Source organism: Cellulosimicrobium cellulans, assembly GCF_016921195.1.
Lineage (GTDB): Bacteria > Actinomycetota > Actinomycetes > Actinomycetales > Cellulomonadaceae > Cellulosimicrobium > Cellulosimicrobium cellulans_F.
Genome location: NZ_JAFGYF010000001.1, coordinates 298408 through 324369 on the forward strand (window position 1 = coordinate 298408; position 25962 = coordinate 324369).

At 72.2% G+C, this 25962-nt stretch carries 25 protein-coding genes; 16 read left to right on the forward strand and 9 right to left on the reverse strand.

The genetic code is table 11. The features are described from left to right. Positions 1-113 precede the first annotated feature (113 nt). The 4 genes from JN535_RS01220 (at position 114) to JN535_RS01235 (ending at position 2792) form a co-directional block, all read left to right on the forward strand. Positions 114-1127, forward strand: a complete 1014-nt coding sequence (locus JN535_RS01220; RefSeq protein WP_307868048.1) for a PDDEXK nuclease domain-containing protein — start codon at positions 114-116, stop codon at positions 1125-1127. A gap of 91 nt (positions 1128-1218) precedes the next feature. Further along, positions 1219-1410 carry a hypothetical protein gene (locus JN535_RS01225; RefSeq protein ID WP_205201228.1) on the forward strand — a complete coding sequence of 64 codons (192 nt, stop codon included), beginning with the start codon at positions 1219-1221 and terminating at the stop codon, positions 1408-1410. A gap of 103 nt (positions 1411-1513) precedes the next feature. Further along, positions 1514-2371, forward strand: coding sequence for a hypothetical protein (locus tag JN535_RS01230; RefSeq protein ID WP_205201230.1), 858 nt, complete (start codon positions 1514-1516; stop codon positions 2369-2371). After that, entirely contained in the window at positions 2355-2792 is a 438-nt protein-coding gene (locus JN535_RS01235) for a hypothetical protein (protein WP_205201232.1), read from the forward strand. Before JN535_RS01230 ends, JN535_RS01235 begins: the two co-directional genes overlap by 17 nt. 209 nt (positions 2793-3001) lie before the next feature. Here JN535_RS01235 and JN535_RS01240 read toward each other — a convergent pair whose 3' ends face one another. Beyond that, positions 3002-3418: a hypothetical protein gene (locus JN535_RS01240; protein WP_205201234.1), complete on the reverse strand. Its 417-nt coding sequence runs from the start codon at positions 3416-3418 to the stop codon at positions 3002-3004. Between the two features lie 1223 nt (positions 3419-4641). Here JN535_RS01240 and JN535_RS01245 point away from each other — a divergent pair. The 4 genes from JN535_RS01245 to JN535_RS01260 are packed head-to-tail and all read left to right on the forward strand — an operon-like array spanning position 4642 to position 7945. After that, positions 4642-5181 carry a hypothetical protein gene (locus tag JN535_RS01245; RefSeq protein WP_205201236.1) on the forward strand — a complete coding sequence of 180 codons (540 nt, stop codon included), beginning with the start codon at positions 4642-4644 and terminating at the stop codon, positions 5179-5181. Beyond that, positions 5178-6275, forward strand: a complete 1098-nt coding sequence (locus JN535_RS01250) for a peptidoglycan-binding domain-containing protein (protein ID WP_205201237.1) — start codon at positions 5178-5180, stop codon at positions 6273-6275. The genes JN535_RS01245 and JN535_RS01250 overlap by 4 nt, the downstream gene beginning before the upstream one ends. A gap of 4 nt (positions 6276-6279) precedes the next feature. Further along, a complete protein-coding gene (locus tag JN535_RS01255) occupies positions 6280-6915 on the forward strand; it encodes an ABC transporter ATP-binding protein (RefSeq protein ID WP_205201239.1) in 636 nt (211 codons plus the stop codon). Beyond that, entirely contained in the window at positions 6908-7945 is a 1038-nt protein-coding gene (locus JN535_RS01260) for a hypothetical protein (protein ID WP_205201241.1), read from the forward strand. The genes JN535_RS01255 and JN535_RS01260 overlap by 8 nt, the downstream gene beginning before the upstream one ends. A gap of 23 nt (positions 7946-7968) precedes the next feature. Here the strand turns inward: JN535_RS01260 and JN535_RS01265 are convergent, their stop codons facing one another. Both JN535_RS01265 and JN535_RS01270 read right to left on the reverse strand, forming a co-directional pair. Then, the gene (locus tag JN535_RS01265) at positions 7969-8232 is read right to left on the reverse strand and encodes a hypothetical protein (RefSeq protein ID WP_205201243.1); all 264 of its coding nucleotides are present in this window, start codon (positions 8230-8232) and stop codon (positions 7969-7971) included. A 107-nt stretch (positions 8233-8339) separates the two neighbouring features. After that, on the reverse strand, positions 8340-9035 hold the full coding sequence (locus JN535_RS01270; protein ID WP_205201245.1) for a hypothetical protein: 696 nt from the start codon (positions 9033-9035) through the stop codon (positions 8340-8342). Positions 9036-9188: 153 nt separating this feature from the next. Here JN535_RS01270 and JN535_RS01275 point away from each other — a divergent pair, with 153 nt between their 5' ends. Beyond that, on the forward strand, positions 9189-10172 hold the full coding sequence (locus JN535_RS01275) for a hypothetical protein (RefSeq protein ID WP_205201247.1): 984 nt from the start codon (positions 9189-9191) through the stop codon (positions 10170-10172). Positions 10173-10213: 41 nt separating this feature from the next. Here the strand turns inward: JN535_RS01275 and JN535_RS01280 are convergent, their stop codons facing one another. The 4 genes from JN535_RS01280 to JN535_RS01295 all read right to left on the reverse strand — a co-directional run bounded on the left by JN535_RS01280 (position 10214) and on the right by JN535_RS01295 (position 14068). Continuing rightward, a complete protein-coding gene (locus JN535_RS01280; RefSeq protein ID WP_205201249.1) occupies positions 10214-10996 on the reverse strand; it encodes a deoxyribonuclease IV in 783 nt (260 codons plus the stop codon). 54 nt (positions 10997-11050) lie between these two features. Then, on the reverse strand, positions 11051-11323 hold the full coding sequence (locus tag JN535_RS01285) for a hypothetical protein (RefSeq protein WP_205201251.1): 273 nt from the start codon (positions 11321-11323) through the stop codon (positions 11051-11053). Between the two features lie 304 nt (positions 11324-11627). Continuing rightward, entirely contained in the window at positions 11628-12761 is a 1134-nt protein-coding gene (locus JN535_RS01290; protein WP_205201253.1) for an RDD family protein, read from the reverse strand. Positions 12762-12829: 68 nt separating this feature from the next. Next, a complete protein-coding gene (locus tag JN535_RS01295) occupies positions 12830-14068 on the reverse strand; it encodes an MFS transporter (protein ID WP_205201255.1) in 1239 nt (412 codons plus the stop codon). A gap of 66 nt (positions 14069-14134) precedes the next feature. Between JN535_RS01295 and JN535_RS01300 the strand changes: the two genes are divergently transcribed. Continuing rightward, positions 14135-14560: a MerR family transcriptional regulator gene (locus tag JN535_RS01300; protein ID WP_205201257.1), complete on the forward strand. Its 426-nt coding sequence runs from the start codon at positions 14135-14137 to the stop codon at positions 14558-14560. A gap of 26 nt (positions 14561-14586) precedes the next feature. On the opposite strand, the gene JN535_RS01305 is transcribed toward JN535_RS01300, so the two are convergent. Continuing rightward, positions 14587-14922, reverse strand: coding sequence for a YnfA family protein (locus JN535_RS01305; protein WP_205201259.1), 336 nt, complete (start codon positions 14920-14922; stop codon positions 14587-14589). An 87-nt stretch (positions 14923-15009) separates the two neighbouring features. Between JN535_RS01305 and JN535_RS01310 the strand changes: the two genes are divergently transcribed. The 6 genes from JN535_RS01310 to JN535_RS01335 all read left to right on the forward strand — a co-directional run bounded on the left by JN535_RS01310 (position 15010) and on the right by JN535_RS01335 (position 24832). After that, positions 15010-16023, forward strand: coding sequence for a LacI family DNA-binding transcriptional regulator (locus JN535_RS01310; protein WP_205201261.1), 1014 nt, complete (start codon positions 15010-15012; stop codon positions 16021-16023). Positions 16024-16331: 308 nt separating this feature from the next. Further along, a complete protein-coding gene (locus JN535_RS01315; protein ID WP_205202906.1) occupies positions 16332-18506 on the forward strand; it encodes an alpha-galactosidase in 2175 nt (724 codons plus the stop codon). Further along, positions 18503-19438 carry a carbohydrate ABC transporter permease gene (locus JN535_RS01320; protein ID WP_205201262.1) on the forward strand — a complete coding sequence of 312 codons (936 nt, stop codon included), beginning with the start codon at positions 18503-18505 and terminating at the stop codon, positions 19436-19438. The genes JN535_RS01315 and JN535_RS01320 overlap by 4 nt, the downstream gene beginning before the upstream one ends. A gap of 7 nt (positions 19439-19445) precedes the next feature. Next, positions 19446-20396, forward strand: coding sequence for a carbohydrate ABC transporter permease (locus JN535_RS01325; protein ID WP_205201264.1), 951 nt, complete (start codon positions 19446-19448; stop codon positions 20394-20396). Positions 20397-20488: 92 nt separating this feature from the next. Further along, a complete protein-coding gene (locus tag JN535_RS01330; protein ID WP_205201266.1) occupies positions 20489-21829 on the forward strand; it encodes an ABC transporter substrate-binding protein in 1341 nt (446 codons plus the stop codon). A gap of 99 nt (positions 21830-21928) precedes the next feature. Beyond that, positions 21929-24832: a hypothetical protein gene (locus JN535_RS01335; RefSeq protein WP_205201268.1), complete on the forward strand. Its 2904-nt coding sequence runs from the start codon at positions 21929-21931 to the stop codon at positions 24830-24832. 437 nt (positions 24833-25269) lie between these two features. On the opposite strand, the gene JN535_RS01340 is transcribed toward JN535_RS01335, so the two are convergent. Beyond that, positions 25270-25905, reverse strand: coding sequence for a sugar O-acetyltransferase (locus JN535_RS01340; protein ID WP_205201270.1), 636 nt, complete (start codon positions 25903-25905; stop codon positions 25270-25272). Positions 25906-25962: the final 57 nt, after the last annotated feature.

Below are 25962 nucleotides of genomic sequence, written 5' to 3' on the forward strand. Positions count from 1 at the left end.
GCGCTCGGGCAAGGGGCCTCGGGACGGAGTCCGCGCCGGACACCTTTGCGTCTCCTCGACCCGAGCGGCAACGAGCCGGCTCGGGCGCGCCCGACAGGCGGCGGCTAGGGTTCGTGGTCGAGGTCGCTGCCGAGATCCGCAAGTACGAGCGCGAGCTCGTCGCGCTGGTCTACGACCCCGACACGGGCTATCGGCCCGCGACCGAGCGCGAGCAGGCACGGCGCCGACGTCGCCTCGAGCCGGCGATCGCCGAGGCCTGCGACAACCTCGCGCACTGGGAGGGCGTGCGCGCCCAGCGGGGCTGGTCGCGGTCGAACCTGCTGTACATGCGCCGTGCGGCGGAGGCGTGGCCGACGGAGGACGAGTTCGTCCAACGACCCGTTGGACGATTGCCGTGGGGGCACGTCACCGTCCTGCTTGACCGGCTCACGACCCGCGAGGAACGGGACTGGTACGCCGCGAGTGCCGCGGAGTGCGGCTGGTCGCGCGCGGTGCTCGAGCACCAGATCAAGGCCGATCTGCGTCGTGCCGTCGGTGCTGCGCCGACGAACTTCACCGAGGCGCTTGAGGCGCCGGACTCTGAGCTTGCGCAGCAGCTGGTCAAGGACCCGTACGTGTTCGAGCACCTCGCGATGGTCGAGCGGGTGGCCGAGCGGGACGTCGAGCAGGCGCTGATGGACCGGTTGCAGGACACGATGCTCGAGCTCGGGCGCGGGATGGCGTTCGTCGGGCGTCAGGTGCGTCTGACCGTGCCGGACGATGCGAGCGACCGGGTGGACGAGTTCTACGTCGACCTGCTCTTCTTCCACGTCGAGCAGCTGCGCTATGTGGTGGTTGAGCTCAAGATCGGGCCGTTCGAGCCGGCCCACGTCGGCCAGCTCGGCACGTACGTCGCGATCGTCGACGACCAGTTCCGTCGGCCCGAGATCCACGCCCCGACGATCGGGATCCTGCTGTGCACGGGCAAGACCGGCCCGACGGTGCGGTACGCGCTGGCCGGCACCCGGGTGCCGATCGCCGTCGCGGACTACCAGGGTCTGCCCGAGGACGCCCGCGGCGTGCTGCCGTCCGCCGCCGAGCTCGAGGCGGTCATCGAGGACGAGCTCGACCACCGGGCCGAGGGCTGAGAGACCCCTTCTGACCAGCGCAGACGCCGTGCCGATAAGTTATCGTAATGTCACATTAAGCAGTGCGTATCGCATCTACCCGAACTACCTCATGGGCAACCTCCGCGACGCCGGCATCGACCTCCGCGGCGCACGCAACGCACCCCTACGACAACTCGTCCTCGACATGCCACCAGCCATCGCCGCCGACACCCTCGGCTACGCCTACACCACCACCGAACGCCACGCCCGCAACGCCGGCACCACCTGGGTCGGCTACCCCTCAGCACGGCAATCCTTGTGACGACGATCACGTTCGCGATTACCGCAGGCCACGAGCGTGCGGCGCTGCCATGGTCGTGGCGGGCCGACCCGCAGGGGGTCGGTTCCTGAATGAAGGAGTCGACATGCAGTTCATGCACAGCACGAGATCCCATCGACGAGGCGCTGCCACAGTTGCGGCGGCGGTCACGGGTGGTCTCGTGGTTGTTCTGGCCTCGACCACAGCAGCAGTGGCCACGACCGACGATGTCGCTGCTCCCGCCGAGGGGATCGAGTACGTGATGTCGTCGGAGGACACGCTCGGCGACGTCATCGAGCGCGCCGCTCAGGAGTACGGCAACGACGTCATCGCTGCCGACCTCCAGGCGACCGCGCAGATCGCCGAGCAGGGGCTGGACACCGGGGTGCCAGGTCTCGCAGACGCCAACCCCGCGCAGGCCGCGAACGTGCTGGGCGACTTCGTTACCTCGCTTGAGGCGGGAGCCGAGCTTCCCGATATTGCCGACATCCCGCTCGCCGAGGTCGAGGCGGCCCCCGAGGAGCCGGTCATCACTGCCTTCGGTGCGATCAACGACAAGCGCTCCTGGCGCGACACCTACTTTCTGCAGGTGAAGGTCTCGCAAGGTCTCGGCTGGAAGATCACCGATCGTATCGACGGCACCGTGACCGTCGACCCTGGTGCGGCCTCAAGCCGGATCGGTTACAAGGTCACCTACTTCCCTAGCGCAAAGAAGTTCAGCAACATCAGCATCTACACGCGCGCCGAGGACCGCAACCAGGCCTACCGCGGTCAGACCGAAGCGACGTTCACGATCGCAGGCGGGAGCAAGACCCACACCATCACCAACACCGCCCTGATGCGCGACAAGCAGCTGCGCCACGGCTCCGAGCTGCGCGCGACGCTCGGCGGGAAGCGCTACACCGACTACCGCGCCACCGGTTGGGCGACCTGCAACAAGAACGACAATGTCTGCAAGTACTGACGACCGTTCTGACGGCGGCACCTGGCAGATCGTTCGTCACGGCGATCTCGGCCAACGCGCCCGACTCGCCGCCGACGAGTCGGGGAACGTGCCGCGCGACGTCCTGCTCGCACTCATCAACGATCCCGAGCCCGCGGTCTGGGGAGCGATCGCTAGCAACCTCGCGGCCTCCGCCGATGTGCTCGATGCTCTCGCTCGGTCCCATCCCGAGATCTTGCCCACTATCGAGACCCACCCCCACTTGGGACAGGACCGCATGCTCGCGCTTCGCTGCGACGCGCTTACCGGAGCCCAGCAAGACACGTTCTTCAACCGGTTCCAAGCCACCGAGGAAGAACGCCAGCAGTTCAACACCCTGATCGATATCCACGCACCGTGGAAGACGGTCGGACAAATCTGGGCCATCGTCCGACCGGTCTGAGTACACCAAGCGGGTGGCGGCGGCCGAAGCCGCCACCACCCCGGCGCTGATGCCCATTCGCACTACCTCAATACGCACCGTTACCTGTAGCGTCCGGTTCGTGCCGTTCGCCTCCGCGCGGCTCCCGCCCCTCGCCCTGCGGCAGCAAGTTCGTTGGAGATCCGGGCTGCGGGCGCGTAGCGGGCGGCGGTCGCGCTACTACGAGGGGCCTATGCCAATCGCTCGTCGGAGCGGACGAAAGGAAAGACCTTCTTGTTCAAGATCGTCGAGATCTTCCGCAACTGCGGTTGCGTGATCTCGTCCTTCTTGCGCTTGCTGAACATCGTCAACAAGAACTGACAATCGTTGCCTCCGTCGTTGCCATTCCACCGGTCCGGCGGAAACGCTCCTTGCTCGTGCAAGTAGACGAGCACGGCGCGTGAGAAGTGCTCGCTCGTGAGGTCCACTCGCTGGTGTGTGTCAAGCGCTTCCCGAAGGCGGAGGAGTCGAGGCAGAACATCAACATCGCGGTCGAGGTCGGCGCGTCCAAACTGGTTGGTGCACTTGCTGCCGATCGGAAACAACCGGGCGTCGCTGTGCTGGTTCCTAATGGTGAACAGTTGGACAAGGCCGGTCTGACCGCACACGCAGACCCCACCGGCATCCGGATCTTGTTCAACGCCGACGATCTACCACTCCAAGACCGCTGGTGCCCATCGGGACGCCACTGATGCTCCGACAACAGCGGTCGCGAGTGCGTCGAAACTTCCTGTCGTCATGGTGACCTCCCGGGAAGGAACTCTAGCGTGACCCGTGATTCACCCCACCAGGGAAAGCGGGGCGCGCGGCGTCGTCGGCGCCGCTGCCCTGGCGCGTCCCTCGATCGGGTCGATCAGGAGGCCGCCTAGTGTCGACAGCGTCAGCATCCATCGGTCCGTGATACCGAGGGCGGTGCGGGCCAAGTCGAGTTCGCGGCACCGGAGGTGTGCACCGCCGGCACCGGGATCGACCCAGCGGTGGGCAACGGCGTCGAGCCGCACCGCGGCCTGCTCCCACTCCCCCACGCCCACGCGCCCGGCGCCGCGCTCACGCGCCCGGCTGTGCAGCCGACGCCGCTCGGACGTCGTGAGCCGAGCGTCCGCCCCCGACGACGACGTACGTCACGCCGCTTCAAGCGCGCCCAATACCATGTGCGGGTGACGTCGGACACCTGGCTCCCTGTTGTCGCCGCTGCACTTGGAGCCGGCGGAGCGATCGCCGCTCAGGTGGTAGCGGCGACGTTTACAGCCCGTCGAGAGGCCCGACGCTTGCGCTGGGATCAGGATCGCCACGAGGAGGAGAGCCGGCGCGCTCGGGCGCAACAGTTTGCGGCAGACAAGCGTGAGTTGTACAGCCGCTACCTGCAGATTCGCGCCCAGGGCCTTCGATCCTGACAGTTTGTTTCGCGGGGTTGCGCAATAGCCTGCCGACCCCTACGTTGAGCACCACTGTTCGATGTTCGATGACGAAGATTGAGGGGAAGCAGTGATGCGCAAGGGAACGAAGGGGCCTCTGCGCTCCTTGCGGTGGTGGTCTCGGTGGGGCTGATGGTGTCGACGGCGGCGCCCGCTTCAGCGGGGACCGCGTCACGGACGTGCAGCACGGGCGCCATGGTCTACGGGGCGTCGAACTCCACCACAGTGCAATCTGTCGCAGCCGGAAACTGCGGCACTGTGGGCGTGCGGGGCTACTACACGCACGTCGGTGGGGCCTCTTGGACCATGTGGACCACGAAGACCGGATCCGACGTCACCGCCCGACGCACCGGCACCAACTTTACGCAGGCACAGCATTACGGGCAGGGCACCGGCACTTTCACGATGAACGTGTGATGAAACGTCTGTCACGCCGCCGCGGGATACTCCTCGGGGTCTCGCTGGCGGCGCTGCTCGTGGCAGGGTGCTCGGGCGGGGGTGCGGGCTCGAGCGCGGACGGGCTTCCGCACTTCGACGCGATCAACGACGACGAGGACCTCTCTCTTGCTGGTCCGGAGCAGCGCGAGGCGCTGTCGGACGGTGAGGTGACCCAGGGCGAGTACATGGCAGGGTTCGAGCGGTTTCGAGCGTGTCTGCGCGCTGAGGGCTACGAGCTGCGGGACGTCGAACTCGTCGGGGTGGTGTGGCAGGGGGGCATCCCCGCGGAGGCTGTCGACTCCGGCGTCGAGAAGACCTGCTACGACCGCGACTTCAAGTTCGTCGACGTCGTCTGGCAGACCTCGAACCAGGACGAGTCGTCGTTGCTGGACGCGCTGAGGTACTGCCTGCAGGAGCGTGGGCTGGGCGTCCCGTCGACGCTCGCGGAGGCGCAGCGCGCCGTGGCCGGCGCCGGGCTGGACGAGGCGTCGTGCGTCGCGGAGTACGACGCCCTGTGAGGAGCGACCGGGCCCGTGGCTGGGTGCGCCTGGTGCCGTTGGTGGCGCTGTGGGCCGTGCCCGTGGTCGCGGTCGCCGTGGCGTTCCCGCTCGTCGACGCGGCGGAGGAGCGGAGCGTCGCGGTGCCGGCGCCGACGGTCGTCGAGGTCGGTGCCCGTTCCGACGACGGACGGACCGCGGTCGAGGTCGCGACGGTGCGCGCCGTGGCTCCCGAGGTCCGCGCTCCCGCGGGGGGAGTCGTCACCGCGCTCACCGAGGCGGGTCCCGTCGTGGCCGGGCAGGCGCTGTTCGCCGTCGACGGCGTCGACGTGCTCGCGTACCGCGGCGACCCGCTGTGGCGCGACCTGCGCCCCGGTGACCGTGGTGCGGACGTGCGCGCGCTCGGGGGCTACCTCGTGTCGCTCGGGTACCTGGACGCGGACGGCGTCGACGACCGGTTCGGCCCGGCGACGCGCGAGGCGGTCCGGGCGCTCCAGGAGCGCCTCGGGGTTCCCCGGGACGGGGAGTTCCGCCTCTCGTACGTCGTGCGGGTCGACGACGCCGTGCCGGCGGTCACCGGTCCCCTCGTCGGCCTGGGAGACCGGATCGAGGCGGGCGACGCGGTGCTGGAGGGCTCGCAGCCCGTGGAGGCGCTGACCGTCGCCCCGATCGCCGAGGGCGGCGGCCTCGGCCGGCTCGCCCGAGAGCCGGTCGTGCTGCGCCTGGGCGAGGTCGAGGTACCGATGTCGAGCGCGGCGCCCCAGGGCGCCGAGCTGGTCGGCGTCGTGGCGGCGCTCGAGGAGGCCGTGGCCGCGGGCACTCTCGAGCGGATCGCCGACGAGGCGACGTCGACGGTGCGCTACCGGGGGGCGATCCTCGCGCTCCGGGACCCGGCGGAGCGCGGTGCCGTCCCCTCGACGGCTGTGCGCGTGGACCACGACGGCACGACGTGCGTCCTGCTGAGCGACGGCTCTACGGCCACGGCACAGCCCCGCCGGCTCGAGGTCGCGGAACCCGGGAACGAGCTCGCCACGGTGCTCGTCGACGCCGACCTCGTCGGCTCTCGCGTGCTCCGCGACGCGACGCAGGCCACCGGCACGGCAGGGTGCGGGTAGCGGCGTGCGCGTGGACGTGATCGACGCCGCCATCGCATTCGGGCCCGTCCCGGTGTTCGCCGGGCTGACCGCGACGTTCGAGCCCGCACGCGTCACCGCGCTCGTCGGACCGTCGGGGAGCGGCAAGTCGTCGCTCCTCGCCGCCGTCGCGGGGTACCAGCCGCTCGCGACCGGACGGATCGAGCTCCACGGGAACGACGGAGCGCCCCGACCACCCTCGCCCGGCGTCGTCGCCTGGGTCCCCCAGGGGTCCAACGCGCTGGGGCGCCGCTCCGTCCTCGACAACGTGCTCGTCGCACCGCTCGCGGCGGGCCGCCCCGGACGAGAGGCCAGGGAGACCGCGCGCGCCGCGCTCGACCAGGTCGGGCTCGCGGACCGGGCCGACGAGCAGGCCCGGCGCCTGTCCGGCGGCGAGCTCCAGCGGGTCGCGCTCGCGCGCGCCCTCGCGTCGGGCAAGGAGCTCATCCTCGCCGACGAGCCGTCGGCCAACCTGGACGCCGCCAACACCGAGCTCGTCGCCCGGATCCTCGCGGGGCTCGTGTCGCACGCGACGATCGTCGTCGCGACCCACGACCCCGTGCTCGTCGCCGCCGCCGACGCGACCGTCCCGCTCCGGCGCGAGGCGGTCGTCCGTGCGTGACGGCTGGCGCGTCGCCGACCTCGCGCGCGAGGCCCTGCGCAACACCCTCGGTCGCTCGGCACGGCTGCTTCCCGCGGTCGCGCTCGCCGTCGTCCTCGGGTCGGGCACCGCGGCGTTCGTCGCGCTCGAGACCGTGTCGCTCCAGGACGAGCTGGACGACCTCGCCGGGCGCGGGCGGGGCGTCGTGAGCTACATGCAGGCCAATCCCGACCAGCCTGCCCTCGTCTCGCGCGCGTCGTGCGAGGCGCTCACCGGAGCACCGGGGGTCGAGGCCGCGGGCGCCGTCGTGCCGGGCGGCAGCGCGGAGGTCGTACCGGTCGGCCCGGACGTCCCCGTGCAACGTGCGTCGACCACCCTCGTCCCCGGCCTCGCCGGCGTCGACGCGCTCGTCGACGCCGGCCTGCTCGACCGCGCCGGACCCTCGGACCAGCGCGTGCTCGTCGGCGCCGAGGCGCTCGGCTCCGCGCGGACCCCGGACCTGCGCGAGGGTGTCGGGGCGGGTCGTTCTCTGACGGTGCCGCTCCGACCCGACGACGCCCTGGTCGAGCGCTGCGTCGTCGTGCTCGATCCCCTGGTGGCCGTCGACGACGTCGCCGCTACCCAGATCGCCTCGCTGCACGTGAGCGGCAACGCCGTGGTCGGCACCGAGGCACTGCGGGCGACGACCGACCCGGTGCAGGCGTTCCTCGACCGTCCGAGCCGCTTCCTGCCCGTCCTCCTAGGGCTCCTGGGCGCCGTCACCACCGCCGTCACGTACCGGCTGCGCGCGAGCGAGCTCGCGGTCTACCGGCTCTCGGGCACGTCCGCGCGCTCGCTGCTCGTCCTCGTCGCGCTCGAGACCCTCCTCGTCGCGGGCGTCGCCGCGACGGCGGCGACGCTGGCCGCCGTCGCGCTCCGTGCCCGGTACCTCGATCCGACGACGCCCGTCCTGTGGGGGCTGGTCCTCGCCGGGACCTGGGCCGTCGTCACCCTCGCCGCGACCGCTGACCTCGCGCTCCGGCGCCCGACGGACCTCGCGAAGGACCGCTGAGCCGGATCGGCAGCACCTCGCCCTCAGTCGAGGAGGAGGGCCTGGGGCTGGGGGAAGAGGGTCTGGTCGAGCACGAGGCAGGCCGCGCCGACGGCGCCGACGTCCTCGCCGAGGTGCGTGCTGACGACGCGGATGTCGTGCATCTTGTCGACGAACGGCGAGCTGGAGATCATCGGCTCGACCGTCGCGAAGAACCGGCGTGAGAGCAGCGGCCAGTTGGGCCCGCCGAACACGACGAGCTCCGGTACTCGGTGCGAAGCGTCGACCCGTCCGCGTCGACGGCCCACGGCTGCGCGATGGTCGCGAGACTGACCGAATCCCCCCGCTCTCGACGTCGCAGACGTTCTGACCCTGGCACGCCCTTCCCACAGGCGAAGACGTGCCAGGCGACGGGTCAGGGAGTGGCCGGCAGAGCAAGCGGGGCGCGGCGGAGCACGTCGTCGACCCGAGACTGCTTGTCGAGCCAGCCCCGCATCCCGGGGTCGAGGTCACTCGTCACCCTGCACATCGCCGCGTACGCGCTGTTCGCGTGGCCCGTGCCGAAAATGGGCTCGAGGTGCGCCACGCGATTGCGGAACCGATGGACCTTGTCGAGGTCGTCGACGAGCTCGCCGTGCGGACGTCCGAGGTGGGGGAAGGCGTTCTTCAGTCCGGCGTTCCACAGCGCCGCTTTGGACGGGGACTTCCGGAGGTTCCTGGCCGGGAGGAGGTACCGCCACGTACCGAGGGTGAGTTGAGCGACGACGTCGTCGTGGCACAGGCTTGCAGTGGGACGGCCGGCGCGCTTGACCGCCTTCTTCGCGCGCTCAAGCGCGGTGGGAAGGTCTCGCGCCGGGAGCTGTCCGAGAGAGTGATGCGGATCGAGGAGCCAATCCTCGCCGTGAGACTGCCCGTTGCGGTCGACGTGGGCGGCGTTCCACGTGCGAAGCTCAGCGTCCATCGCGTTGCGCAAGCCGACCTCGACCAGATGGAGCGCCTCGTACGAGGCTGCTGAGAGCGCCATGTTCCACCGGTAGAGATTGAACGCGTCCGCGGTCTTCCCGCCGGTCGCCCGAAGGTAGGGCTGGAAGCGCGGTTCCGAGAGCGGCACGGCGAGCGGCTAAGGCGAAAGGCGCGGCCTCTGCTGCATCCGCGGTCAGCGTGGGGACCGGTCCCCATCGAAGCGGGTCGGGTCCCCGGATAGCCTCGTTCCGCTGGTCACGTCCGATCTCGAGATGGCGCCGTCGCGGAGGAGCAGAGCCTGGTGAGCACTGCCGAGCCCCGGGCACGCGTGCACGTCCTCATTCGTGCTCTCGGCGTCGTCGCCACGCTCGGCATCTGCGCCTGGGTCTTCACCGCGTGCAACGCGATGGCGATCGCCTCGTGGCGCGCAGCGCCGGCGCTCTCCGCCGTGGTCGGCGACCGCGGCGACTGGTGGGTGAGCACCGACGAGGCGAACGTCAACGTGTCGCCCAGATGCGAGTTCCACGTCGAGCTGGGTGACGTCGAGCCGGCCGCGATCGCCGAGGTCCTCGAGGGTGTGGGCCCAGCGATGGACGGCTCGGACTGTGCGGTGCTCGACGTGCGGGTGCCGTCGGGGTCGCGCGTCGCTGCCGACGACTGGCGGGCCCTCACGCCGCAGGCGCGCTCGGTGATCGCTGAGCGGCTCCTCGCCGTGCCCGGCCTCCAGCTGTCGTTCTCCGACGACGCGTCACCCGTCGCGGCGGTCTTCGAGCGGCAGGGCGGCCTCACCGACGCCGTCATGCTGCTACGGACGATGGTCGGCGACGGCGCGCTCGAACGTGCGCTCGGCGACACCCGGTGGAGATTCACCTGGTCACCCGAGGACGCGCCGCCGTACCACGGCATCAGCCTCGAGCTCGATGGCGCCCCGGACCCCGAGCTGCTGTCGGCGCTCGACCGGGTCGCGGACCTCGATCCGTCCTTGATCGATGGAGCGCCCGACGCGGACGATCTCGCGGGGGCGAACGACGCGGTCCGGGGCGTCCAGGTGACCGTCGAATCCGAGGCGAACGGGCTCCGCACGCGCGTCGACCTGATCGTCGACGACTGGAACCCCGCTCGGATGGCCGGACAGGAGACGTCGATGACCGAGGAGAGCGTCGCAGCGGACGCCGCGCGTGCCATCCTCCTGGCGTTCGCCGACGCCGGTGTGTCGGGAGAGGTCGTCGTGGTCGCGAACGACGGCCTCAGCTGGACCGGCGGCACGAGCCCGACGAACGGATGAGCTCGTCGTCCTTGCCGGGCTGACGTGCCTCGTCGTCGGCCTCAGCCGAGCTGCCCGCGGAGCCACGCGACGTCGGCGGGGACGTCCGCGTGCGTCTCGCACACCACCGACGTCCCGGCCGCCCGGACGACGCCGAGCAGGAGCTCCGGGTCGATCGTGCCCGCGGTGAGGCCCGCGTGGCGGTCCGCGCCCGAGCCGGCGGTGTCGCGGCTGTTGTTGAGGTGCACGAGGTCGACGCGGCCCGTGATCCCGCGGACCTGCTCGACCGCCGTCGTGAGGTCGATGCCGCCCGCCCACGCGTGGCACGTGTCGAGGCAGAACCCGACGTTGTCGGCGCCGTCGGCCTGCTGGATCGCGGCCCACAGGCCCTCGATGCGCTCGAGCCGGCGCGCCATGGAGAAGTCACCGCCTGCGGTGTTCTCGACGTAGACGGTCACGTCCGTCTGGAGCGCGTCGATCGCCTTGCGCCAGTTGTCGAAGCCCTTCGCCGGGTCCTCCTTCGCGGTGACGTGCCCGCCGTGGACCACGACGCCCGTCGCGCCGACCGCCGCCGCGCCGTCGACGATCTGCTGGAGCAGCTTGCGGCTCGGGATGCGGATGCGATTGTTGGGGCTCGCGACGTTGATGACGTACGGCGCGTGCACGACGAGCTCGAGGTCCGCCGCCGCGGCGGCGTCCTTCAGGGCCTCCGCCCCGCCCGGGAACGTGAACTCCGGTCCCTTCCAGGACTGAGGGTCCCCGAGGAAGATCTGGGCAACGTCCGCGCCGATGCTCGCGGCCTGCGCGACGACGTCCGACTGGTCGAGGTGGGCTCCGATCCGCATGGGGACCAACCTACGCGGCGGCGCCCACGACGCGCCGCTCGGCGTCCCGCGAGGTCACCACCCGTTGGCGCTGCGACGGATGACGTCGCGCCGCAGGTCGAGCAGCGCCGCTCGGGCGCGACGACGGCGGTCGGCGGGGTCCACGGTGAGCTCGTCGCCGGGGTTGGCGCGACGCTGCGGCTCCTCACGGGGGTGCAGGTCCCGGGTCACGCCGTGGTCGGCGGGTCGGTGGGCGGTGGTCCGGGTGGCGCGGGCCGGTCCCGCGGGCGGCGCGTCGACGGGGCCGGGGGACGACGGGGCGGAGAAGAGCGGGCGGTTGTCCGGCACGGTGGCCTCCTCGGGTGCGGTCGCCGGGGCGGCCGCTGGTCGGGACGGATGCTGGTGCGCCGGGCTCGTGGCCCGGCGCACCCCCATCGTGCGACCGCGACGTTTCCCCCGGTCGTCCGAGGCGTTTCGGTCGTGTTGCCGCCGAACAGCCGCTCCGTGAGACGGCCGCCACCGCGCCGAGCACGACATGACGGTCGTTGTCGGACGGACGACGACGACCCCCATGTCGTGTTCGGCAGCGGGTGAAGGTCGTCCTCGGTGCACGTCTCCGGCCGGGCGGAGGCGTCGCCCGGGAGGGCAGCGGTCAGGAGGTGCCGCGGCCTCCGCACGAAGCCACCGTCTCGCCCTCGACGACGACCGAGGCATCCCAGCTCCACGCCGCCGGGAGCGCGGCGACGGTCGCCGCCGGGACGTGGACCGCGTCGAGCCCCGAGCCGTCGGGCGTGGGCGGGACGACTTCCCAGTCGCTGCCGCCGTCGGCGCGCTGGTCGACCCGGAACGGCGACTCGAACGTGGCGAGGTCGTCGCCCTCCCACGTCTCGAGGCGCAGGACGAGCGCGGCGTCGAGCGGCTGGTCGAGCGTGGCGTCCAGGTCCACGTCGACGGCGAACGACGCGTCGAGGCCCGTCTGGTCCCCGGCCTCGTCGGGGAGCGGGCTCGTCCGGGTCACGCCCCACCGGCTCTCGGTGCCCGGCGTCGACCAGCTGACGACCTCCACGTCCCCGACGGTCAGCGGTGACTCGTCCGACACCTTCGGTGTGCACGTCGCCGTCCACACGTCGCCGCCGGTGTACGTGGCCGGGCCGAGGGCGAAGACGGCGCTCCCCACCGAGAGGACGGTCGCCGCGACGGTGACGGTGCGCGACGGCGTCGGGCCGCCCATGCCGGTGCCGGGGCCGAGGAACGGCACGGGCGGGCGGACGCGCCGCAGCACGACCGTGCTGCACAGGGAGTCGGCGAACGTCCGGCGCTGCGCGTGCCACAGCGGGCGGAGGAAGCCGATGTACAGGATGGCGTCGAGGAGATGGGCCAGGTGGCGCAGGACGGTGCGGATCAGCCCGGCGGGTCGCCCGGTGGTGTCGTGCACGACGACGATGCCCACCGCCCGCTTGCCGGGCGTCGCCCCGGTCCAGCCCTGGAAGGCGAAGAGCGCGGCCGAGGTGCCGAGAGCCCACCAGGTGCCGCCGGGGACCACGGTGTCCGCGGTCACGCCGAAGCTGATCCCCGGGAGCCAGGCCACCTCGTAGGCGGGCCCGACCGCGAGGAACAGCACCGTCGCGACGATCGCCGTGTCGAGCAGCGACGCGACGACGCGGCGGGACCAGCTCGCGTACTCCTCGCGCGCCGGCTCCGGAGAGAGCCCGGGAAGGGCGGGCTCGAGGTCTCCGGCTCCGACGGCGTGCGTCGGCCCCCTGCCGGTCGGGGCGTCGATGGCCACGCGCCGATCCTGGCAGAGACCCCGGCCGGCGGGAAGCGCGGCCGGCTATGTCCGAGCGGCGGAGCGGTTCAGCGGAAGGAGTGCCGCCGACCCAGGGCGACGGTCGCGAGCACCGGGACCATGAGGGCGAGCGAGACCCACGGGAGGCCGCCGGGGCCCGCGACGGCGAGAACCGCTCCGCCGACGGCTCCGCCGAGCGCGACGGACGTGTTCCACACCGTGACGAGCGCCGACTGCGCGACGTCGGCGCCGTCGCCCGCGGCCCGGGCAGCGGCGGTCGTGTAGAGCGTCCCGGCGCCGCCGAACGCGGCACCCCAGGCGGCGACGGCGACCACGACGACGACCGTCGACGTCGGCGCGAGGCCGAGCACGAGCATCGCGAGGGCGAAGACGACGACCGACCCGAGCGTGAGGGCACGCAGGCGGCGGTCGATGAGCGAACCGAGGAGCACGAGCGCCCCCGCGGACGCCGCGCCGAGGACGAGCAGCAGCGCGCTGGTGCGTGAGCCCTGGCCGAGGTGCGCGAGGTGGACCGCGACGTACGTGTAGAGCGACGTGTTGGCGAGCACGTTGAGTCCAGTCACGAGCAGCACGGGCCGCAGGCCCGGGCGGGGGAGGACCGCGGTGATCGCGAGCTGCGCGCCCCGCGGGGTGCCCGCGGCGGCGGGGGCACCGAACCGGACCCCGGCGAGCAGGCCGAGGCCGACGAGCGAGAGGACGCCGAACGTCCACCGCCACCCGACGGCGGCGCCCAGCACCGCGCCCGCGGGCACGCCGAGCGTGAGGGCGAGCGGACCGCCCGCCATGGCGATCGTCATGGCGCGGCCGAGGCGGTCCGCGGGCGCGATCCGGCGCACGTACCCGGGCAGGAGCGCCCACGTGAGGCCTGCGACGAGCCCTGCGGCGAAGCGTGCGACGAGCGTCAGCGTGAACGACGACGACACCGCGGTGACGGTGTTCGCGACGACGAACCCCGTGACCGTCACGAGGAGCAACGTTCGGCGGTCCCACCGCGCCGTGACGCGTGTGAGCGGGATCGCGGCGACGATCGCCCCGACGGCGAACGCGGTGACGGTCTGCCCGGCCGCGCCGGCGCCGACGCCGAGGTCGGCGGCCATGGCGGGCAGCACGCCCGCGGGCAGGATCTCGGTGAGCAGCGTGAGGAACCCCGACGCCGCGAGCGCGACGAGCGCGCCGACCGGCAACGTACCCGGGCTGCGAGCGCCGGAGGCGGTGGGAAGGGCGCCGGCCGAGGAGGTGCCGGGGTCCGGGACGGTGGCGGTGGTGGGTGTGCTCGTCGTGGACATGGGGTTAGCATCGATGTCTGACATTGATGTGAAGGTCAAGCGACGCGGCCCGGTGAGGTGGATCACGTGCGGATCGGCGAGCTGTCCCGGCGCACCGGGACCCCGACGCGGCTCCTGCGGTACTACGAGGAGCAGGGGCTGTTCACGCCCGAGCGGGCGGAGAACGGGTACCGCGAGTACGGCGAGCACCTGGTCGACCGGGTGCTCCAGATCCGCGGGCTCCTCGAGGTCGGCTTCACGACGAGGATCATCAAGGAGTTCCTGCCCTGCCTCGGCGACGCGCCGGAGATCCACCTGCACAACGCGTACCCGGACAAGATCGCGCTCCTGGAGGCCGAGCTCGCGCGGCTGGAGGACCGCATCCGCATCCTCGAGAAGAACCGCGACGCGATCGCCGACTACCTCGACCGCATTCGCCCCTTCGCCCAGCGCCCGGAGGACCGCGTCCCGGCACCCACCCGGTCGGGCGAGCCGACCGCCGTCGTGCGCTGACCGCCGTCCGGCGGGAGCGTGCTCGGCTACTCGGGGCGCGGCGCGTACATGATGACCGCGACGCCGACGAGGCAGAGCAGCGCGCCGACGACGTCCCAGCGGTCCGGGCGGAACCCGTCCACGACCATGCCCCACGCGAGCGAGCCGGCGACGAACACCCCGCCGTACGCGGCGAGGATGCGGCCGAAGCCGGCGTCCGGCTGGAGCGTCGCGACGACGCCGTAGAGCCCGAGCGCGACGACGCCCGCCCCGATCCAGAGCCAGCCGCGGTGCTCGCGCAGCCCCTGCCACACGAGCCACGCCCCGCCGATCTCGAGCAGCGCGGCGAGGACGAACAGCGGGACGGAGCGCGCGAGATCCATGCGCGCCAGCGTAGGGGGCAGTGCACGCGCCCCGAGTTCGGGGTCTCTCGTGCAAACGTAGGTCGCGATTCGGCGTAGCCTTCCGGGGTGACTCCCAGACACCAGCCGCCCGTGCTCTCCGACGTGGCTGAGCTCGCCGGGGTGAGCGTCTCGACGGTCTCGCGCGTCCTCACCGGACGCACCCCGGTGAGCCCGAAGCTCCGGGACAAGGTGCAGGCCGCCGTCTCCCAGCTCGGCTACCGCCCCAACGCCGCTGCGCAGACGCTCGTCAGCGGGCGCCGGTCGACGGTCGCGGTGCTCGCGCGCAACACGCTGCGCTACGGCTACGCCGCCACGCTCCAGGGGATCGAGGAGGCGGCACGCGCTGCGGGCTACGTCGTCTCGATCGCCGTCGTGGAGTCGGAGGCCCCTCGCGACCTGGGCCGCGCGGTCGACCTCGTCCTGTCGCAGTCGCTCGCCGGGGCGATCGTGGTCGAGTTCGACTCGCTCGGCGTGCGCACGCTCGAGGCGCTGCCGGAGGCGCTGCCGGTCGTGGCGGCCGCCGGCGCGCGGCGCAGGCAGGGGACGCGACCGCACGCGTTCCTCGACGACCAGGCGGGTGGCGAGGAGGCGACGCGCTACCTCCTGGGACTGGGGCACCGCACCGTCCACCACGTCGCGATCCCCGCGACCCGGCCGCGCAGCGGGCGCAGCTGGGGCTGGCGGCGTGCGCTCGACGCGGCCGGGGTCGAGCGGCCGGACGTCGTCCAGGCGAGCTACGACCCCGACTCCGGCTACGAGGCCGGGCTGCGGCTGGCCGACGACCCCGACGTCACCGCGGTCCTGTGCGGCAACGACGAGCTGGCGATCGGCGTCATGCGGGCGCTGGCCGAGCGCGGGCGTCGCGTCCCGGAGGACGTCAGCGTGGTCGGCTTCGACGACCAGCCGTTCGCGCGCATGTGGAGTCCCCCGCTGACGACGGTCGCCCAGGACTTCGTCGACCTCGGGCGCCGGACCTTCGGGATGCTGGCGCGCTGGGTCGAGACGGGCGAGCCGCCGGAGGACAGCGCGACCCGGCCCACGCTCGTCGTCCGGGAGAGCGCCGCGCCGCCGCGCGCCTGACACCGCCGCGCGCCTGGCGCCCCCGCGCCCTCCTGCGCCTGACGGCGCCGCGCGCCCGGCGGCCCCGCGCGCGTGACGTCGCGCCCGTGGCGCTCGGGCTGGCGCACCCGCCTCCGACCGCGGGCTCGGCCTGGACGCCTCCGCCCCGTCCCGAGGTCCCTTCCCGTCGGGTCTCCGGCCGATCGGCCGCCGCATTTTGACCGACGTTTGCAGAACCTCGGATGTGTGCGCTAACTTCTGACCAACGTTTGCAGGACCCGCACCGGTGCGGGGCGACGAGGGAGTGCACGTACGTGGTGAGCACAACGATGGCCGAGGACGTCCGGGACGCGGGCGGGACCCGTGTCTGGCCCCGGGTGGTGCGTCTGTCGGCGGCGGGTGCGGCCGTCGTCCTGCTGCTCCCCGAGGACGGTCTCCCCGAGGTCCTGCACTGGGGCTCCGACATCGGCGAGAGCCGGCAGGACCTCGAGGCCCTCGAGCGGGCGACCAGTCCCGTGCTCGCCACGAACGGGGTCGACCAGGGCGTCCGCGTCTCCCTGCTGCCGGAGTCCTGGACCGGCTGGACGGGCACGCCGGGCCTCTCGGGGCACCGCGCGGGAGCGGCCTGGTCGCCGCGGTTCCGGCCGGTCCGGATCGACGTCGACCAGCGTCGGCACGGCGGCGCGGTCGTCGTCGAGGCGCACGACGCGGACGCAGGGCTGCGCCTCGGGCTGGAGCTGGAGATGCTGCCCTCGGGGCTGCTCCGCCTCCGCGGCCGGGTCACCAACGTCGCCACCCGGCCCTACGCGCTCCACGGGCTGCAGCTCGCCCTGCCGGTCCCCACGACGGCGGACGAGCTCCTCGATCTCGCCGGGCGCTGGGCCAAGGAGCGGGTCCCGCAGCGGTCCGCCTTCGTCGTCGGCTCCCACGTCCGCGAGGGCCGGCACGGCCGGACCGGCGCGGACGCCGCGACCGTGCTGGTCGCGGGGGAGCCGGGGTTCGGTTTCGAGGCCGGGGAGACGTGGGGCATCCACGTGGCCTTCAGCGGCAACCACGTCGTCGCCGCCGAGCGGACCTTCGACGGGCGCCGGCTCCTCCTCGGTGGCGAGCTGCTGCTCCCCGGCGAGGTCGAGCTCGCCCCGGAGGAGTCGTACACGGGCCCCTGGCTCTACGCGAGCCACGCGGACGGTCTCGACGCGCTCGCCGCGCGGTTCCACGACCACCTCCGCGCACGTCCCGGGCACCCGCGCACCCCGCGGCCGGTCGTCATGAACGTGTGGGAGGCCGTCTACTTCGACCACGACCTCGACCGTCTCAAGGAGCTCGCCGACCTCGCCGCCGAGGTGGGGACCGAGCGGTTCGTCCTCGACGACGGGTGGTTCGGCGGGCGTCGGGACGACGCCACGGGCCTCGGCGACTGGACCGTGTCCGACGACGTCTGGGGAGACGGGCGCTTCGCCGACCTCGTCCGGCACGTCAAGGGGCGCGGGATGGAGTTCGGCCTCTGGTTCGAGCCCGAGATGGTGAACCTGGACTCCGACCTCGCGAGGCGGCACCCCGAGTGGATCCTCCAGGTCGACGGACGGCTCCCCGTCGAGGCGCGGCACCAGCAGGTGCTCGACCTCTCGCACCCGGGCGCGTACGAGCACGTGCTGTCGAGCATCGTCGCGATCGTCCGCGAGCACGGCGTCGACTTCATCAAGTGGGACCACAACCGCGACCTCGTCGACGCGGGCTCGACGCGCACCGGTCGTGCCGGCGTCCACGAGCAGACGCTCGCGACCTACCGCCTCCTCGACGAGGTCCGCGAACGGTGCCCGGGGCTCGAGATCGAGTCCTGCTCGTCCGGCGGAGCGCGCGTCGACCTCGAGATCCTCGAGCGGACCGACCGGGTGTGGGCGTCGGACTGCATCGACGCCCACGAGCGACAGCAGATCCAGCGCTGGACGGCGCAGCTCCTCCCGCCCGAGCTGGTCGGCAGCCACGTGGGGGCCGACCGGGCCCACACGACCGGGCGCCGGCTCGACCTGTCGTTCCGCGCGGCCACGGCGCTCTTCGGCCACTTCGGGATCGAGTGGGACCTCTCGGAGGCCACCGAGGCGGAGCGGCGCGAGCTCGCCGACTGGGTGGAGCACTACAAGCAGGTGCGCCACCTCGTGCACACGGGCCGGGTCGTGCGCCGGTCGCTGGAGGGCGGCGACCTGTGGCTGCACGGCGCGGTGAGCCCGGACCGTACCGAGGCGCTGTACGGGCTCACGCTGCGCGAGCGCCACGTGACGTGGCCCGCGGGGCGGGTGCAGCTCCCCGGTCTCGACCCCGACGCGACCTACCTCGTCCGCCCGTCGGGGCCGCCGGTGGTCCGCGGGGGCGACCCGCGCTCGGTGCCCGCGTGGTGGGCGAGCGGGCTCCGGCTGAGCGGAGCGGCCCTCGGGTCCGTCGGGCTGAGCGTCCCCGCGCTCGACCCGGACCAGGCGGTGCTGATCCACGTGGAGGTGGAGCGATGACCACGCAGGTGACGGGGGCGCGGCCGGGGGCCGCCCCTCCGGCGGCGCGACGGCGGTCGCAGGAGCTGCGGAACCTGCCGGCGGCCCTGCTGTTCGTGCTGCCCGCCGGGATCGGGTTCGTCGTGTTCTTCCTGTGGCCGGCGCTCCGGGGGATCTGGCTGAGCTTCACCGACTCGACCGCCTTCAACACCGGCGGGTTCGTGAGGCTCGAGAACTACCAGCGGATGGTCGCGGACCCGGTCTTCTGGAACGCCTTCAAGGTGACCGTCTGGTACGTGCTGCTCAACATCGGCCTCCAGACGGTGCTCGCGGTGGTGGTGGCGGTGCTCATGCACCGGCTCACGCGGTCCCTGGTGGTCCGCGGCATCATCCTCACGCCGTACCTCGTGTCCAACGTCGTGGCGGCGATGCTCTTCCTCATGCTGCTCGACTATCAGCTCGGCTTCGTCAACGAGCTGGTCGAGTCGCTCGGCGGCGACCGCGTCATGTTCTTCGGCGACCAGTCCCTCGTGATCCCGACGATCGCCCTCGTCAACGTGTGGCGCCACCTCGGCTACACGGCGCTCCTGCTGTTCGCGGGCCTCCAGACGATCCCCGAGAACCTCTACGAGGCGGGCCGCGTCGACGGCGCGTCCGAGCTGCGCATGTTCCGGTCGATCACGATGCCGCTCCTGCGCCCGTACCTGGGCCTCGTGCTCATCGTGACGATGATCGGCTCGTTCCAGGTGTTCGACACCGTCTCCGTCGCGACCCAGGGCGGGCCGGCGAACGCGTCGAACGTCATCCAGTACTACATCTACGAGGTCGCCTTCAGCCGCGGGTACGACTTCGGGTACGCGTCGGCCATGTCGGTCGCGCTGCTCGTGGTGCTCGCCGCGATCGCGGTCGTCCAGTTCCGGCTCACCCGGGCGAACCAGAACGACATGGCGTGAGGTACCGATGACCACCACAGCTCCTGCTCCCGTCGCCACGCCGACCGGACCAGCCCGCCCCGAGCCGGGACCCCGCCGGCGCCGCCGCACCACCCCGGGCCGGGTCCTCGGCTGGGTCGTGCTCGCGCTCCTCCTGGTCGTGACGCTCTTCCCGTTCTACTGGATGCTCCGCACCGCGTTGTCCACGAACGCCGCGCTGCCGGGAGGAGCGGCCGACCCGCTGCCCGTGGGGCTCAGCGGGGAGGGCTTCCGCCGTGCGCTCGGGCTCGCCACCGCGCAGGAGTCGCTCGCGGACGGCGGGTCCGGCGCCTCGATGGACTTCCCGCGCTACCTGCTGAACTCCGTCGTGGTCGCGACGCTCGTCACCGTGTGCCAGGTGTTCTTCTCGGCGATGGCGGCGTACGCGTTCGCGCGGCTGCGCTGGCCGGGACGCGACGCCGTGTACGCGGTGTTCCTCGCCGGCCTGATGGTCCCGACCATCTTCACGCTGCTGCCGAACTTCCTGCTCGTGCGCGACCTCGGTCTGCTGGACACGCTGCCCGGCATCGCGCTCCCCACGATGCTCATGACGCCGTTCGCGGTGTTCTTCCTCCGCCAGTTCTTCGCCGGGATCAGCTTCGAGATCGAGGAGGCGGCGAAGCTCGACGGCGCGGGCCGGTTCCGGACGTTCTTCACCATCGTGCTGCCCATGGCGTCGCCCGCCGTGGTCACGCTCGCGGTCCTCACGTACATCACGGCCTGGAACGACTACCTGTGGCCCCTGCTCGTGAGCCAGTCCGACGACTCACGAGTCCTGACCCTCGCGCTCGGGATCTTCCGGGCGCAGTCCCCCCAGGCGTCCCCGGACTGGGCGGGGCTCATGGCGGCGACGCTGCTCGCAGCGCTGCCGATGCTCCTGCTCTTCCTCGCCTTCGCGAAGAGGATCGTCAACTCGATCGGCTTCACCGGGATCAAGTAGCCGCTCGGCACCAGGGGGGCACGGGCCGGCGGCCGTCGGACCCGACAACCATTCCGCACCATCGACGCGGATGTCTGCGAAAGGGAACAACGATGCGAAAGTCTGTCCACGTCGCGGTGGCGGGATGCCTGGTCCTGGCCCTCGGTGCGTGCTCGTCGGGAGGCGGCTCCGGCTCGGGAGGGTCGGGCGAGCAGATCTCGTACTGGCTCTGGGACTCGAACCAGGTGCCCGCCTACCAGGAGTGCGCGGCCGCGTTCACGGAGCAGAACCCGGACATCACGATCAAGATCGAGCAGTTCGCCTGGGACGACTACTGGACGAAGCTCACCGCCTCCTTCGTGGGCGGCTCCGGCCCGGACGTCTTCGTCGACCACCTGTCGAAGTACGGCGAGTTCGCGGCGCAGGGCCAGATCGTCGCGCTCGACGACCTCGTGGAGGAGGACTCGGTGGACACGTCGGTCTACGCCGAGGGCCTCGTCGACCCGTGGCGGTACGCCGACGGCTCGCTCTACGGCCTGCCGAAGGACTGGGACACGACCGCCTTCTTCTACAACGAGGCGCTGGTCGCCGACGCCGGCTACACGGCGGAGGACCTGTGGGCCGCCGACTGGAACCCCGACGACGGCGGCACGTTCGAGCAGATCGTCGCGCACCTGACGGTGGACGCGAACGGCGTGCGCGGCGACGAGGCCGGGTTCGACAAGTCGAACGTCGCGGTCTACGGCCTGGGCATCAACCCGAACTTCGAGGAGACGGGCCAGATGCAGTGGGCCAACTTCACGGGGTCGCTCGACTGGGACTACCTCGACGAGAACCCGTGGGGCACGCGCTACAACTTCGACGACCCGGAGTTCCAGAAGGCGGTCGACTGGTTCTACGGGCTCGCGGACAAGGGCTACGCCCCCGCCGCCGGCGTCTTCTCCGAGGAGACGCTCACCCAGGTGGGTTCGGGCAAGGTCGCCATGGGGACCAACGGCTCCTGGGCGACGGGGACCTTCAAGGCGCTCGAGGGCGTCGAGGTCGGGATCGCGCCCGGGCCGGTCGGGCCGACGGGTGAGCGTGCCTCGGTCTTCAACGGCGTCGCCGACTCGATCAGCGCGTCGTCGAAGAAGCAGGACGCGGCCTGGGAGTGGGTCAAGTTCCTCGGGTCCAGCGCGTGCCAGGACCTCGTCGCCGAGCACGCCGTCGTGTTCCCCGCGATCCCCGGCTCCGCCGACAAGGCGCTGGCGGCCTTCGACGCGAAGGGCTGGGACGTCTCGGCGTTCTTCAGCTACCGCGAGGAGGGGCGCACGTTCCTCCCGCCGATCACCGTCCGGGCCGGCGAGGTGAACGCGATCGCGTCGGTCGCCTTCGAGGACATCGCGCTCGGGAACAAGGACGCGTCGTCGCTGACCGAGGCCAACGAGCAGATCAACGCGGTCCTCGCGGACTGAGCACCAGCACGACGGCGGGGTGCGGCGTCGTCGCACCCCGCCGGCGGGGCGGTCGTCCCGGGCGCCCCGCTTCCCGACAGCACGAAGGAGTGTGGACAGATGCACGGCAGGAGAGCGGACGGCGGGCGCAGGATGCTCCGCCGGCTCACGGCAGGGTTGACCGCGTCCGTGGTCGTGGCGACCGGCGCGGTGACCGTGCTGCCCGGTGCGGCGGCCGCGGAGGACGTGGAGGTCCTGGCCGTCGACCTGGCCGCGTCGACGGGCGCGGTGCAGGGCGGAGCCTCGGGCATGCTCTACGGGCTGGGTGACGACGGCGTGCCCACCGACCCGATCATCGCGGGGGCCCGGCCGACCAACGTCACCCAGAAGGCACCGCACGGCGCGCAGCACCCCAACGGGGACCCGCTCGACGTCGAGCGCTCGCTCTTCGAGAACGGGGGCGAGTACCTGATGGTGAACATCCAGGACTACTACCCCGACTGGCCCTACAACGGCGGCAAGCGTCCCGAGGACTTCGACACCTACCTCGACATCGTCCGCACCGTCGTGACGAGCATCGTCGAGGAGTCCGACCACCCCGAGCGGTACGTCTTCACGCCGTTCAACGAGCCCGACGGCATCAACTGGTACGGCGACTGGAACGTCATGCGGGACACGTTCCTCGCGGACTGGAAGGCCGCCTACGAGACCATCAAGGAGGTCTACCCGGAGGCGAGGATCGCCGGCCCCGGTGACGCGTGGTGGCACGGGACGAGCACCCGCCAGATCCTCACCTACGCCAAGGCCAACGACGTCCTGCCGGACATGTGGACCTGGCACGAGCTCGGTGTCGAGAACCTTGCGACCTTCCGCTCGCACCTCGCCGAGTTCCGTCGGATCGAGCAGGAGGTCGGGGTCGGCCCGCTGCCCGTGAACATCACGGAGTACGCGATGCGCCGCGACATGGGCGTGCCCGGTCAGCTGGTGCAGTGGATCTCGATGTTCGAGGACGAGAAGGTCGACGCCCAGACGGCGTACTGGACGTTCGCGGGCAACCTCAACGACAACATGGCCAAGAACAACGGCGCGAACGGCGCGTGGTGGCTGCTCAAGTGGTACGGCGACCTCACGGGGGAGACCGTGGAGCTCACCCCGCCGGCGCTGAACAAGGTCGACACGCTGCAGGGGCTCGCCGCCCTGGACGCCGAGAAGCGCCAGGCGACGGTGCTCTTCGGCGGTGGCTCGAAGGACGTCCGCGTCGACGTGTCGGGGGTCGACACGGAGGTCTTCGGCGACGAGGTCGACGTCCAGGTGCGCCGGGCGGAGTTCACCGGGCAGGAGGGCGAGGCACTGGCGCCGCCGGTCGTGGTGGCCGAGCGCGCGCCGGTGGTCGACGGCGCGGTGCAGGTCGTCGTCCCGAACGACGACCGCCACTCGGCCTACCAGGTCGTGGTGACGCCGGCCCTCGACGAGGCGCCCGTGGCGGACACGACGTGGAGGCAGCGCGTGGAGGCGGAGTCGACCCGGCTGTCGGGGCTGACGGTCGTGGACCGGCCGGCCGGTGACGCGTGGACGTTCGCGGCCTCGGGCGCCAAGGACGTGCGCGGGTTCACGACGGCGGGGGCGTCGGCGTCGTGGACGGTCGACGTCCCGACGACGGGTACCTACCGCCTGGGCGTCATCGCGGGGGTGAACGGCCCGAACGTGGGGCCGGGTTCGCACGCGCTGTTCGTCGACGGCGCTGCGGCGGGCACGATCCGCTACGAGGCCGGGTTCTCGGACTCCTACCGCGGCAAGGCGGAGGTCCTGGTCGAGCTCGAGGCGGGTGCGCGCGAGCTGTCGGTGCGTGCGAGCGCCGACGGGTCGACCGTGCTGCCCGGGGCGAACGTCACGCTCGACCGGTTCGACCTCGAGCGCGTGGACGGTCCGGACACGACGACCTACCCGGCGAACCTCGCCCGCCTGGAGGGCGCGTCCGTCTCCTACGACGCCGGCGAGGCCGGGCGCGTGCACGTCGGCGGCGAGGGCACGGCGACGTTCTACGTGGCCGCGCGCGAGACGGGGTACTACGACGTCACGCTCGACTACTCCGCGGACGCGCCGACCACGGTCGGCCTGCGTCTCAACGGTCGCGAGGTCGTGGGCCTCGAGGCCGACGCCGCCGGTGCGCGCACCTCGACGGCGCGGGTGCACCTCGCGCAGGGGATCACGGAGCTCGCGGTCACCGCGCCGGGCGGCATCTCGCTCGGCTCGCTGACGACCACGCGAGCGGCCGCGTCCGACGAGACGGTCGAGACGGTCGAGGCCGAGGACGTGCTCCAGCTCTCGGGCGGTGCGCGCATCGAGTCGGTGGCGCAGCCGACCGACGTGTCGGGGCGGCAGGTCTCCTGGCTGGGCGGCAGCGAGCAGAGCGTCGCGGTGTGGCCGCGGGCCGAGGGCGTGGGCGCGGGCCAGTACGACCTCGTGGTGCGGTACGCGAACGCGGAGAAGAACACCGGGCACGCGTACAACACCGACGTCATCACGCGCTTCCTCGACGTGAGCGAGGCCGGGGGCGGCACCACGCGCGGCGCCTTCCGGCACAACTACTCGTGGAAGGGCTTCTGGACCCACACGGTGGCCCTGGACCTGACCACCGACGACGGTGCCCTGACGCTGGGCAACGCCACGGGCTGGGCGCCGAACCTGGACACGCTCGCCCTGGCGCCGCTCGTGCTCGACGTGAGCAACGGGGAGTCCTCGCCGGGCGTCGCGGTGGAGGTCCAGGTGCAGCCACGCTGCCTGGCGGGCACCGCGTACCTCGCCGTGCGTGCGACGAACGAGGAGCCGTCCGCGGTCGACCTCGACGTCGTCACGGCGTACGGCACCCGCGACTTCGCCGCGGTCGCGCCCGAGCGCTCGGGCTACCAGTCGTTCTCGACGCGCGCGGCCCGTCTCGAGGCGGGCTCCGTCACGGTGACCGCGTCGACGGACGGGCGCGACGGCCGGTACGACGTCGCGTACGACGCGCTCGACTGCGGCTGACCGGCTGACGGTCGCCGCGACGTCGCTCGGGCCCCGCACGGAAGTGGATCGTGCGGGGCCCGAGCGTCGTGCTCTCCAGGGAGGTAGGAGGGCCGAGGACCCCGAGGCGGAGCGCCGCGCGGCTACCGCCGAACCTGCTCCAGCGGCTCGGCCAGGCGGGTGCACTCGCTGCACCGCAGGCGTCGTGCCGTCCGCGCCACCGGGTTTCCCACGGAGGTGGCGGGGATCCGGATCCTCACCTCGTGGGTGTGCTCCGTGCACGTGGCCGCGCCGCACTCGCTGCACACGGCCGTCGCGACCCGGCCGTCGCGGGGGGTGGTCCCGCACTCTGCACACTGCATGGCTCCTGCTCTCCGCCGGCGCCGAGCGCCGGCTGTTCGGGGGGACTGCGTTCGTCGTGCGCACCGGGGCGTCGTCGCCCCGGCACGGGGTGCGGTTCAGCGGGAGGTGGTGTCCTCGGCGGCGGTCGCGATCTCGCGGAGGGGTCGGCACGGGTTCCCCACCGCGACGACGCCCGCGGGGATGTCCCGCGTGACCACGGACCCGGCACCGATGATGCTGTCGTCGCCGATCGTCACGCCGGGCGTGATGGTGACCGAGCCGCCGATCCACACGTTGCGCCCGATCGTGACGGGCTCGGGACGCTCCCACCCCTCGTGGCGGCGGACGACGTCCTCGGCGTGGTTCGGCGTGTAGATCGAGCAGCGCGGGCCGATGAGGCAGTCCGGGCCGATCGTGACGAGGCCGCCACCGATGACCATGAAGTCGGCGTTGATGAAGGTCCGCGCGCCGATGAGCAGCCGGTCGCCGTAGTCGATCGTCAGCGGCGGGCGGAAGTCGATCCCTTCCTCGGCGCCGGGGACGAGCCGGTGGAAGAGGCGGCGCGCCTCGTCGACGTCCTCGAAGTACACGCGCCCGATCCGGGCGCACGTCGCGTGCGCGTGGCGGGTCAGCTCCTGCAGCGCGGGCGACGTGCGGTAGCGCAGCCACCCGCCGGAGAGCAGGCTGCGGAGGTCCTCGTCCGTGGCCGCCAGCTCGGCCATCCTCGTCGTCGGTTCGGTCGTGCTGCTCATCGGACTCCCTCGTGCCGATTAGTATTTCGGTTAAACATATAGGCGCCCGCGACGCGA

Bases quoted from the DNA above. Each gene is read 5' to 3' on its own strand.
- JN535_RS01280 (WP_205201249.1), bottom strand. From the start codon at position 10,996: ATGCGGATCGGAGCCCACCTCGACCAGTCGGACGTCGTCGCGCAGGCC.
- JN535_RS01245 (WP_205201236.1), top strand. From the start codon at position 4,642: ATGAAACGTCTGTCACGCCGCCGCGGGATACTCCTCGGGGTCTCGCTG.
- JN535_RS01230 (WP_205201230.1), top strand. From the start codon at position 1,514: ATGCAGTTCATGCACAGCACGAGATCCCATCGACGAGGCGCTGCCACA.
- JN535_RS01295 (WP_205201255.1), bottom strand. From the start codon at position 14,068: ATGTCCACGACGAGCACACCCACCACCGCCACCGTCCCGGACCCCGGC.
- JN535_RS01305 (WP_205201259.1), bottom strand. From the start codon at position 14,922: ATGGATCTCGCGCGCTCCGTCCCGCTGTTCGTCCTCGCCGCGCTGCTC.
- JN535_RS01320 (WP_205201262.1), top strand. From the start codon at position 18,503: ATGACCACGCAGGTGACGGGGGCGCGGCCGGGGGCCGCCCCTCCGGCG.
- JN535_RS01235 (WP_205201232.1), top strand. From the start codon at position 2,355: ATGTCTGCAAGTACTGACGACCGTTCTGACGGCGGCACCTGGCAGATC.
- JN535_RS01225 (WP_205201228.1), top strand. From the start codon at position 1,219: ATGGGCAACCTCCGCGACGCCGGCATCGACCTCCGCGGCGCACGCAAC.
- JN535_RS01340 (WP_205201270.1), bottom strand. From the start codon at position 25,905: ATGAGCAGCACGACCGAACCGACGACGAGGATGGCCGAGCTGGCGGCC.
- JN535_RS01330 (WP_205201266.1), top strand. From the start codon at position 20,489: ATGCGAAAGTCTGTCCACGTCGCGGTGGCGGGATGCCTGGTCCTGGCC.
- JN535_RS01315 (WP_205202906.1), top strand. From the start codon at position 16,332: ATGGCCGAGGACGTCCGGGACGCGGGCGGGACCCGTGTCTGGCCCCGG.
- JN535_RS01335 (WP_205201268.1), top strand. From the start codon at position 21,929: ATGCACGGCAGGAGAGCGGACGGCGGGCGCAGGATGCTCCGCCGGCTC.
- JN535_RS01325 (WP_205201264.1), top strand. From the start codon at position 19,446: ATGACCACCACAGCTCCTGCTCCCGTCGCCACGCCGACCGGACCAGCC.